A 2,760-nucleotide genomic window follows, 5' to 3' on the forward strand; every position below is an offset into this window, starting at 1 on the left:
ATCGCGCCCGCGCAGTTCGTGCCGATTGCGGAAGATTGCGGCTTGATCGTGCCGATCGGCCGCTGGGTGCTGCGCGAAGCGTGCCGGCAGGCGCAGGCGTGGCACGATGCCGGCCGGCCGCCGATGGCGATGGCAGTCAATATCTCCGCGCTCGAGTTTCGAAGCAGCGGCTTTCTCGAAAGCGCGCGCGCGATCCTGGCCGAAACCCGGCTTGCGCCGCGCTACCTCGAACTCGAACTGACCGAAAGCGTACTCATGCAGGAGGCCGAGTCGACTGCCGCCGTGCTGCGCGAACTCAAGGCAATGGGGTTGCAGCTTGCGGTCGATGACTTCGGCACCGGCTATTCGAGCTTGAGCTATCTGAAGCGCTTTCCGATCGACGTGCTGAAGATCGACCGGTCGTTCGTGAACGACATCACGACCGACGCCGACGACGCCATCATCGTCGCCGCAGTCATCGCCATGGGCAAAAGCCTCAAGCAGCGCGTCATTGCCGAGGGCATCGAAACCCGCGAACAACTCGCCTTTTTGCGCGCCCGCCATTGCGGTGAAGGGCAGGGTTTTTATTTCAGCCAGCCGCTCGCCGCCGAAGATTTCACGCTGCTGGTCGAGAGCCGCTATCGCTAGCACGCTGGTTAACTGCCCACTGCTTTCCGATCTTGCGCCGCGGGATCGAGCGCGTGGCGAATCATGCTGAGCGCCAATTCGTGTTCGCCTACGAATACCTTGCCGGCGTTTTCCTGTCTGAGCGCCGCGGCTTCGTCTTCGCTATGCGTGCGCACGATGGTGTCGATTTTCGGATTGAGCGCGCGTGCGATTTCTATCATCCGGCGGGCGCGAAATGTATCCGGCGTCGCGATGACCAGCAGCCGCGCACGTGCGATATGCGCCTGGATCAGAACGTCGGGTTCGGAGGCGTCGCCGGAAACCGCTGCGATGCCGCGTGCGCGCAAGCGCTCGACCAGCTCACGATTCTGTTCGGCGACGACGATCGTCACGCCGCGCTCCGTCAGCGCCTCGCCGATCAGGCTGCCGACACGGCCGTAGCCGACCAGCACGACTTGACCGTTGAGCCTGCTTTGATCGATCGTTGCCGGCAGTTCGGCCAGCGGGTCGTCGCGCCGATCGAGCGAACGGGCAAACGCCGAGCGCTTGCGCATCCATTCCTGCACCGGCTCGATCAGGTAGAACAGCAGCGGATTGAACGCGATCGAAATCAACGCGCCGGCCAGCACGAGGCTTTGGCCTTCGACCGGCAGCAGACCCAGCGATACCCCCAACGCTGCCAGAATGAACGAGAATTCGCCGATCTGCGCAAGGCTGGCCGAAACTGTCAACGCGGTGTTGAGCGGGTAGCGGAACGCAAGCACCAGCAGAAACGCAGCGATCGACTTGCCGAGGATGATGATGGCAACGACCGCGAGCACGCGCAGCGGCTGGGTCAGCAGTACCTGCGGATCGAACAGCATGCCGACCGACACGAAGAACAGCACCGCGAATGCATCGCGCAACGGCAGCGATTCCTCGGCCGCGCGATAACTGAGATCGGATTCGCGCATGACCATGCCGGCGAAAAAAGCGCCGAGCGCGAACGACACGCCGAACAGTTCGGCCGAGCCGTAAGCAATACCGACGGCGGCGGCAACTATGCACAGGGTGAATAATTCGCGCGAATCGGTTTTTGCGACTTGCCACAGCAGCCAGGGAAATAATCGCCGGCCCACGACAAGCATCAGCGCGACGAAAATCGCAACCTGGCCGAGCGTTATCGCCAGCCCGGCCCACAGGCTTCGATCGCCGGCAGCCTCAGCGGCATTGCCGCCCAGCGCAGAGGCCAGCGGGGGCAGCAGCACGAGAACCAGCACCATGACGAGATCTTCGACCACCAGCCAGCCGACGGCGATGCGGCCGTTGAGCGATTCGAGCGCACCTCGGCTTTCGAGCGCCTTGATCAGCACGACCGTGCTGGCGACGGAGAGAGCAAGCCCGAACACGATCCCAGCGCCCAGGCTCCAACCCCATACCGCAGCGATGCCGACGCCCAGCGCCGTCGCGACGGCGATCTGCAGGATGGCGCCGGGCAACGCAATGCGCCGCACCGCCAGCAAATCGCCGAGTGAAAATGCAGACCGACACCGAACATCAACAGCATGACGCCGATTTCAGCGAGCTGGCTGGCGAGATTCATATCGGCGACGAAGCCGGGCGTCGCCGGCCCGATGACGATCCCGGCAACCAGATAGCCGACCAGGGCCGGCAGCTTCAGACGGAGCGCGATAAAGCCAAAGACCAGCGCCAGCCCGAAAGCGGCGGCTATGGTTGTGATCAGGGTGATGCTGTGCGGCATAGGGTTTTTCTCCGGAAGTCCGCAAGGGATAATAATAGGTGTTTCCGCGTTTCCGCCATTTTTGGGACCGGCCAACGGCGGTTTCGCTTCACTATCCTAGCAGTCAGACTGCGACTGGTAAGCGCAGGAACGCTGCCGCTTCTTTGGAACGGGAATTGCTGTTTTCGCCATATCAGACCGAACCCACGGCCGCGACGGCGGCGATTGATTCAAACTGGTGCGGTGCACCTTGATTTTTCAATTCCGATGCACCAGCGCAGTGCTGCGGCGAGGCAAAGCGCGCACACAATCCTTGAATTCGTACACGTCCTTGCCTGCTTAGTTAATGCGACGCCGCAGGTTAGCCATGCCGATCGCAACCAACGAGAACAACCGGTGATATTCGATCGCTATTGTACCGAGGGCTTTTGCGA

Annotated in this window: 1 protein-coding gene and 1 pseudogene; one reads left to right on the forward strand and one right to left on the reverse strand. The window is 62.2% G+C overall.

The window, feature by feature from the left end; genetic code table 11:
• On the forward strand, window positions 1–627 hold a 627-nt coding region (locus H0V78_08370), incomplete at its 5' end, for an EAL domain-containing protein (GenBank protein ID MBA2351792.1).
• Between the two features lie 8 nt (window positions 628–635).
• Here H0V78_08370 and H0V78_08375 read toward each other — a convergent pair.
• Window positions 636–2,347: pseudogene (locus H0V78_08375) on the reverse strand (Kef family K(+) transporter).
• Window positions 2,348–2,760: the final 413 nt, after the last annotated feature.

The organism is Burkholderiales bacterium (genome assembly GCA_013695435.1).
In the GTDB taxonomy this organism is placed as follows: domain Bacteria; phylum Pseudomonadota; class Gammaproteobacteria; order Burkholderiales; family JACMKV01; genus JACMKV01.